A 7,789-nucleotide genomic window follows, 5' to 3' on the forward strand; every position below is an offset into this window, starting at 1 on the left:
TTATAAGGCGCCGTGGCAGCACCGTGCCGTAACGCTATCAGCCTTGATGCAGAGCCGGAATTGCTCATCACGCCGTTACGCTTTTTTTGAATAAGCCCATTGGGACGTGGGCGTCTCGCGCGGGTGGTACAGGGCTATTTTATCGATGACAAAAAGTGCTTGATCGGCCTCGTTTCTGTGCAGGAATTTGAACTGTTATTGGCTGCCCGGCACCGTTAGGGTCAAGGCTTCAAACCGCAATAAAGGACTATTGCCATGCTCACCCAAGACAAGAAAAAACCACAGGTTCAAGCCTCGACCCTGAGCATCTTGTTCGACGCTACCGGCGACCTCGACGTCGCTGAAGCCCTGGAAAAAAGCCTGCCGGCGCATTTGCTCAAGGCTTCGCCCGCCGAACTGGCCAGGCTCGATGAACTCAATCGTGAGCTGCACAGCAAGCAACTCAAGGTCGACAAGGATCTGGCCGGGCTCAAACCGTTGCACAGTTTCTGTATCAGCGAGCTCGACAGCGCGCTGAGCAAGAAATGGCCGGCGCTCTATGACGTCGGCCTCGATGTGCTCAGTCTTCCAGGCGTCGATTGTGGCTGCGAGGCGACCGCGACCGATCACGCCGACATCGACCTGGTCAAGCACGCCTCGCAGACTCTGTTGCAGGCAGCGATGCAGAACTTCACCGAAGACGAGGAGCAGGCCGACGGCTTTCCCGCTGGCAGTCTGGTGCGCATCAACAGTGTGCCTGACGGCGTGAAGGAGCTGACTCCAGCAGCGTTTGCCGCGTTTTGTCGCGAGCTCGATCTGGGCAAAAAATACCAGGAACATTTCCAGAAAGTGTTCGGCCTGCACGATGAAAACGGCAAGGTTGTGGCAACCAGTACCATGACCCGCGATATCGCTGCATTAAAGCAATCGCTGCTGGAACTGGACGCTCATCTGGCCGCGCTCAAGGGCGATATCACCGCGGCAGGTTTGCGCATGCTGCAGGATCTGATGCTGGCCGAGGGCGTGGCATCGGCGCAAAACCTGCGCTACGACAAAGACCCGATGATCATGCAGGGCATCAAGGTCCTCGACAGCTGCGTGTGGGGCGTTGTGGTGTTTTCCAAGCGCTCCGTGCAACAGTATCCGGAGGACGGATGCATGGTGTATATGCCCGGCGAGCCGCAGCGAGCGGTGTATGAATACCCGAGTTTCAACGCGTTCAAACGCCACCTCGCCGAACAGCTCAAAGCCAGCGATTATCAGGATTACTTTGCCCGCAGCCTTGATGAAGATGACAAGGCTGACTTCTTCAAGGCCCTCGCTGAAAAACCTGATCTTGGGTTCGTCGAACAGTGGCCGATCAACGTGCCGCTGTTCGATTTCATGGTGCAAAGCCATGTCGGCAAGTTGCAGATCGATGCGCGCAAGCTGGCGGTGCCCACCGCTGATATCGATGAAGAAGTGCGCCAGAAACGCCTGTTGGACTTCCTCCAGAGGGGAGTGGCGGTAGCGTCGGTCGCGGGATTGTTCGTGCCCGTGCTTGGCCAGTTGATGATGGGCGTCGCGGTGGGCCAGTTGCTCGGTGAGGTTTACGAAGGTGTCGAGGACTGGCGGCGTGGCGATCACCAGCAGGCGCTGTCACATCTGCTCAGTGTGGTGGAGAACATCGCGCTGATGGGCGTGTTCGCCGGTGGGCAAAAAGCGCTGGGAGCACTGGGGAGCAAATTGCTGCGTTCACATCCGCAGTTCTTCGGGCAATTCACCGCCATTCTCAATCGAGCCGGCAAGCCGCGCCTGTGGAAACCCGACCTCGCCCCGTATGAACATTCTCTGCCCGCCGGCTTCAGCATCGAAGCCAGCTCCAAGGAGTTCTACCAGGTTGGCCGCAAGACCGTCGGTCGCGTCGACCATCGTGTGTTCGCCGGTGACTTCGATCCCGATACCCAGCGCTGGCGTCTGGAACACGCCGAACGCGCGCAAGCCTATGCGCCCGAGCTGAACCGCCACGTCGAAGGGGGCTGGCGGCTGCCTGCCGAAGACCCCGAGCAATGGAGCAGTAGCGCCTACCTCCTCAAGCGCATCGACCCGCACTTGAGCGAATTCGTCGACGCCGATCTGGACATGATGCGCCGGCTCAGCGGCACTTCGCAGCAGACCTTGCTCGATACCTTCAACGACAATCTGAGCTTGCCGGTACGTCTGCGCGATACGGTCGAGCGCGTGCGCATCGAGCGCAAGCTGCGTGAGCTGATCACGCAACTGGAAAGCGGCGAGGTCCACTCCGAGCAACCTCTGGAGGAGCAGATGCATGCCTTGACGAAACTGCCAGGCTGGCCGACTGACCGATACATAGAGATCATTGGTCATGAGGGCGACGTCGAAACAACCTGGCCTGCGAACAGTCAGCTCGACGATACGCTGGGTGTGCCGGTCACCCGCAACCAGTTGGCCTTGGGGCGATTGCTGCCAACCGTCATCGATGGCCTCTACCAGCAGGAAGTCGATGCGCTGCTCGGTGGCAATGTCGCGAAAAGCACGCAGACATCCGCGCTGGCGAAAAAGCTCGGCGCTGCGCTCAAGGCCGATCATCGTGCAGCATTCGAGCGCATGTACCAGCGCTATGACCAGAGTGACGCGCAGGATCTGCGCAAACTGCGCGAGGCCTTTGCCGGCATTCCCGCGCGCCACGGGCAACGGCTGATTGACCGCGCGCGGAGTACCGAACGCGTGTACTTGAGTTCGACCGGGCGGGTGCCTTTGCGGCTCGGGCAGCAAACCAGGCAAGAACTCGCCAGGGTTCGGCTCGATCGCGCACTGACTGGCTTGCACTGGCCCGGGCTTGCCAACGCCGACACTGACGCACTGGCTATCCGCTTGCTGCCTCGCCTGAGCGGCTGGGACAGCCAACTGCGCCTGGAACTGCGGGACAAGACGCTCACAGGGCCGATTCTGGAGGCCATCGGCGATATGACTGCGACCACCGACAATACCTGCTCGCTGGTCAAGACTGCGCAGGGTTATGAAGCCTTCGACGGTGCGGGAGTATTACGGGCAAAAGTGGCCTCGGCGCCCGACGGGCTCTACACGGCGATTCTCAAGGCACTGCCGCCGCGACAGCGTTCCGCCGCCGGATTTGCCGATTCTGCGAGCACCGATGCGCAACGCTTACGCAGCAAGCTGCTCGATGTTGCACTGGACGAGCGCGACGCTACGGCGCGGACAATGCTGGGTGAGCGGAGCGCACGGCTGGCCGTCGAACCTGAGTGTGTTCAGGGTGACGAGGATGTCGTGACGGCTCACCCCTGGGGCTTGCTGCGTAAGGTGCGCAAACTTTATCCGCGCCTGAGCAAAGCGCAGCTCGCGCAATTGCTCGACGGTCTGGGCGATGATCCATTGAGCCGGGCGCTCAAGGTCAAAGAACTGCGCAAGCATTTGAAGACCTTACGCAACGTGTTGTCTGACTGGAGCGACGACACCGCTGCCCTGCAAACCGTGGGCACTGACCTGGCACAAGCACGGCGCAGCCGCAAATTGGCCGCGGAGCTGATCGAGGAAGCGTTCAGACGATTCGAATGGGTCGAGAGTGAGGATGAGGCGGGTAAGTCACTCTGCACGCTCAAACTCGATAATATGCGTGTCGGCAAATTACCGGCGTTACCCGCGCAATTGAATTTCGATCACGTCCAGCAATTGTCGATGAGGAACATGGCCCTGAAGGATGACGTTGCCCACTTCCTTGAATCGTTCAAACAGCTGACGTCACTGGAACTCGACAAGAACAGCATTACTCAGCTTCCGGAGGTGATCTCGCTCATGCCACAACTGCGGCGCTTGAGTCTGGCCAACAATCAACTCCAATTGACCGAGCAGACTCTGGCGAAGCTGAACCGGTTGCACACGCTGCGCTACTTCAATCTGTCCTATAACCCGTTGGGCGCCACGCCGAGTGTCAGGGGAATGTCCGGGTTGCGCCGTTTGATGCTGCGCGATACCGGAATCACCGAGCTGCCCGACGGCCTCAACAATCTTCACGATATCGAATGGATGGATCTGCGCGAAAACAGAATGCGCGAGCTGCCGGAGTGGTTGTTCCAGACATCGCGCCAATTCGCCAGGGCGATCAACATGGCGAGAAACCCGTTTTCGGAAACCGCCAAGACCCATCTGCAGAACTATCGCAACAACTCCGGCATCGGCATGGGGTATGCGGAAGACGATATCGGTCGGTTGAACGAACAGCAGGCCCGTTCGCTCTGGTTTACCGAAACCGGCGGGGAGGAATGGGCGAAAAAGACGCGAATCTGGACGGCGTTCGCCGAAGATTGTCGCGCTGAAGGCCTGTTTCACTTGCTCGCCCAGTTGGGCGATACCGCTGATGCGGCGCACAGCAGCGCAGACATGACGCGGCGCGTCTGGACTGTTCTGGAAGCGGCAGACGCTGATAGCGTTCTGTGTGATCAATTGCTGAATCTGGCTGCCAGCCCCATCAACTGTACGGACAGTGCGGCGATGAATTTCAGTCATCTGGAAGTTGCCGTCGAGGTCGATCGGGTGACCCACGCTGCCAATGGGGGCAAGGTCACCGCCGGCGCCTTGCTGAAGCTGGGCCGCAGCTTGTTCCGCTTGGAAAAAATCAACGAAATTGCCCGGGAGCACCACAGCAGGCTTCCGACTGTCGAACACCTGGAAATGAACCTGGCCTATCGCGTCGGCCTTGCCGAAGAACTCGACCTGCCCGGCCAGCCGCGACACATGCGATACCTCGATAACAGCAAAGTCACTGCTGCCGACCTGCAACTGGCCAAGAGCAAGATCTACAGCGCCGAACTTTCTCCCGAGTGGCTGAAGTTCATGTTGCGTCAAACTTTCTGGTGCGACCACCTGAAACAGACGTTTCCAAGTCAGTTCGACGAGGTCTATGAAACATACGCACCACGCATGACCGAGCTGGATGAGCAGAAAGAGACGCTTTCCTCGGCCGATTACACCAGCCAGGGTAAAGCTATCGCGCTTGAACGAGAGCAGGCTGATGCAAAGCTGATTGAACGGCTGACCGACGATGCGATACGTCAGGTCGAACTCGGTATCTGCGCCAAACCCGACACATAAGCATCACTTGCCGCGAATCAGCTGACGTAATGCGAAACGGTTGGGATGGCAGGCTTCGGCGACGCTGCGTGGCAACGGCAGCGGCTCGTTGTCCAGCCACGCGGCGAGCAGTTCGCCGGACAGCGGTGCGGTGATCAGCCCGCGAGAACCGTGGCCGCTGTTGACGTACAGGCCATCGAGCCAAGGGCAGGCGATGTCCGGCACTTGCCGGGCGTCCTTGCTCAACGCTGCGTAGGTTTGATTGAAGGTTTGCAAATCAGCGAGCGGACCGACAATCGGCAGGTAATCGGGGCTGGTGCAGCGGAAGGCGGCGCGGCCCTCAAGATTCTCCAGTGGCTGCTCGTTGATGTTGAGGCGGGTCAGCAGGTCGCTGGAAATCTCTTCGAGCATCGCCAGATTGCCTTGGTGCTCGGCAGTTGTGGGCGTCAGGTCGTCGCTGTTGAAGTCGAAACTCGCACCCAAGGTGTGCTCGCCCAGACGCGCCGGGGCGACGTAGCCTTCGGCGCACACCACGGTGGCCAGCGCACGACTGTCTGCGGTTTCAGGCAGACGCGTGATCTGCCCGCGAATGCGCTTGAGCGGCAATTCGGCACTCTGGGCAAAACGTTTGATTTCGGCAGCACCGGCCAGGATCACCACCGGCGCACTGGCGAGCAAACGCTCGCCGTCGAACGCTTGCCAATGGTCAGCGACTTTGCGCAGTGCCAAAGCTTCTTGATGGCTGAGCAATTCAATGTTGGCGTGCATCGCCTGGGCCTGACACAGTGCCGGCGGATGCACCCAGCCACCCTCGGGGTAGAACAAACCGCCATGGGCCACGCCGACACCGGCGCGAGCCTGCGCTTGCGGCTGTTCCAGCCACTGCAAGAGATCTTCGGGAAACGCCGCCGCCAGTTGCCCGTGGCGCTCGGCTTCTTTGGCATTGAACGCCAATTGCAGCACGCCGCAGTCATCCCAGTCGCTGCCGCGTTGCAGGCTTTCCAGCAGGCGCCGGGTGTAACCGAAGCCACTGACGATCAACTGCGACAACGCCGTGCCATGGGCGGACAACTTGAGATAGAGCACGCCTTGCGGATTCCCCGAAGCTTCCTGCGCCACCGCCGCGTGACGCTCGAGCAGACTCACCTGCCAGCCGCGCGCCGCCAGACTCGACGCCGTCGCGCAGCCGGCCAGGCCCGCGCCGATCACCAGCGCCCGGCGCTCACCGCGCAATGGAGCAGGGCGGGCGAACCAGGGTTTCGCCGGTATTGGCGCCGCCACCTCGGCGGGCCAGCCAAGAAATTCGCCACGCAGGATTTCCCATTTGTGGCCGATGCCCGGCGTGCGCTTCATCTTGAACCCGGCAGCGTTGAGCAAACGGCGGACCCAACCGGTGCTGGTGAAGGTGCTGATGGTCGATCCCGGCGCGGCGAGGCGCGCCAGTTCGACGAACAGCTCGGCAGTCCACATGTCCGGATTTTTCGCCGGGGCGAAACCATCGAGGAACCACGCGTCGATCTGTGCATCGAGTTGCGGCAGTTGCTCCAGCGCATCGCCGATCAGCAAGGTCAGCGTCACTCGACCTTCGGCCAGAGTGATGCGCTGAAAACCTTGATGAATCGCCACGTACTGTTTGAGCAACTGATCGGCCAATGGCTTGAGTTCCGGCCACAGCGCCAAGGCCCGATGCAAATCCGCTGACGCCAACGGGTACTTCTCGACGCTGACAAAATGCAGGCGCGCACCGGCCACTGCGTGTTGTTCGAACAGCTGCCAGGCACAGAGAAAATTCAGCCCGGTGCCGAAGCCGGTTTCGCCAATGACCAGCCGTCCATCGGCCGGCAGCGCAGCGAAACGCTCGGCCAGACGGTTCTGTTCAAGAAACACGTAACGGGTTTCCTCCAGCCCTGACTGATCGGAAAAATACACGTCATCGAACACCCGCGAACGTGGGCGTCCGTGGTCGTCCCAGTCGAGTTGGGCGTGGGGCATTTCGGCTTTCATGGCAGGCTCGGCAAACACAAGGCGGCCATTCTAGCCGATCACGCGCGAGCTGCCTGATCCAGCACAAGACGGGATTTGGGCGTGTCAGGGAAAATTTCAAAAGATCGCAGCCTTCGGCAGCTCCTACAGGGAAACGCATTGCAAATGTAGGAGCTGCCGAAGGCTGCGATCTGTTCAGGTGCTGCAATCATCCGCTAGTCTTGCTGAACCCTGGAAGGAGCCGTCCAATGTTTGAATCCGCTGAAATCGGTCACGCCATCGACAAAGACACTTATGAGGCGGCGGTCCCTGCGCTGCGTGAAGCCTTGCTGGAAGCGCAGTTCGAGTTGCAGCAGCAGAAGCGCTTTCCGGTGATCATCCTGATCAACGGCATCGAAGGGGCGGGCAAGGGCGAGACGGTCAAGCTGCTCAACGAATGGATGGACCCGCGCCTGATCGAAGTGCGCACCTTCGACCAGCAGACCGATGAAGAACTCGCCCGGCCACCGGCGTGGCGCTACTGGCGCATGCTGCCGGCCAAAGGGCGAATGGGGGTTTTCTTCGGCAACTGGTACAGCCAGATGCTCCAGGGCCGGGTGCATGGGTTGTTCAAGGATCCGCGTCTGGACCAGGCCATCGCCGGCGCTGAGCGTCTGGAAAAAATGCTCTGCGATGAAGGCGCGTTGATCTTCAAGTTCTGGTTTCACCTGTCCAAGAAGCAGATGAAAGCGCGGCTCAA

The 7,789-nt window shown here is 60.1% G+C and carries 2 protein-coding genes and 1 pseudogene; 2 read left to right on the forward strand and 1 reads right to left on the reverse strand.

Annotated elements, in window-relative coordinates:
• Positions 1-255 precede the first annotated feature (255 nt).
• Positions 256-5,088 carry an NEL-type E3 ubiquitin ligase domain-containing protein gene (locus tag D6877_RS20315; RefSeq protein WP_130911915.1) on the forward strand — a complete coding sequence of 1,611 codons (4,833 nt, stop codon included), beginning with the start codon at positions 256-258 and terminating at the stop codon, positions 5,086-5,088.
• 3 nt (positions 5,089-5,091) lie between these two features.
• On the opposite strand, the gene mnmC is transcribed toward D6877_RS20315, so the two are convergent.
• On the reverse strand, positions 5,092-7,071 hold the full coding sequence (mnmC, locus tag D6877_RS20320; protein ID WP_130911916.1) for a bifunctional tRNA (5-methylaminomethyl-2-thiouridine)(34)-methyltransferase MnmD/FAD-dependent 5-carboxymethylaminomethyl-2-thiouridine(34) oxidoreductase MnmC: 1,980 nt from the start codon (positions 7,069-7,071) through the stop codon (positions 5,092-5,094).
• Positions 7,072-7,298: 227 nt separating this feature from the next.
• Between mnmC and D6877_RS20325 the strand changes: the two are divergent.
• Positions 7,299-7,789, forward strand: a pseudogene (locus tag D6877_RS20325) (polyphosphate kinase); the annotation flags it as partial.

This window comes from Pseudomonas sp. Sample_9, from assembly GCF_004307535.1.
GTDB classification, from domain to species: domain Bacteria; phylum Pseudomonadota; class Gammaproteobacteria; order Pseudomonadales; family Pseudomonadaceae; genus Aquipseudomonas; species Aquipseudomonas mercuritolerans.

Bases quoted from the DNA above. Each gene is read 5' to 3' on its own strand.
- D6877_RS20315 (WP_130911915.1), top strand. From the start codon at position 256: ATGCTCACCCAAGACAAGAAAAAACCACAGGTTCAAGCCTCGACCCTG.
- mnmC (WP_130911916.1), bottom strand. From the start codon at position 7,071: ATGAAAGCCGAAATGCCCCACGCCCAACTCGACTGGGACGACCACGGA.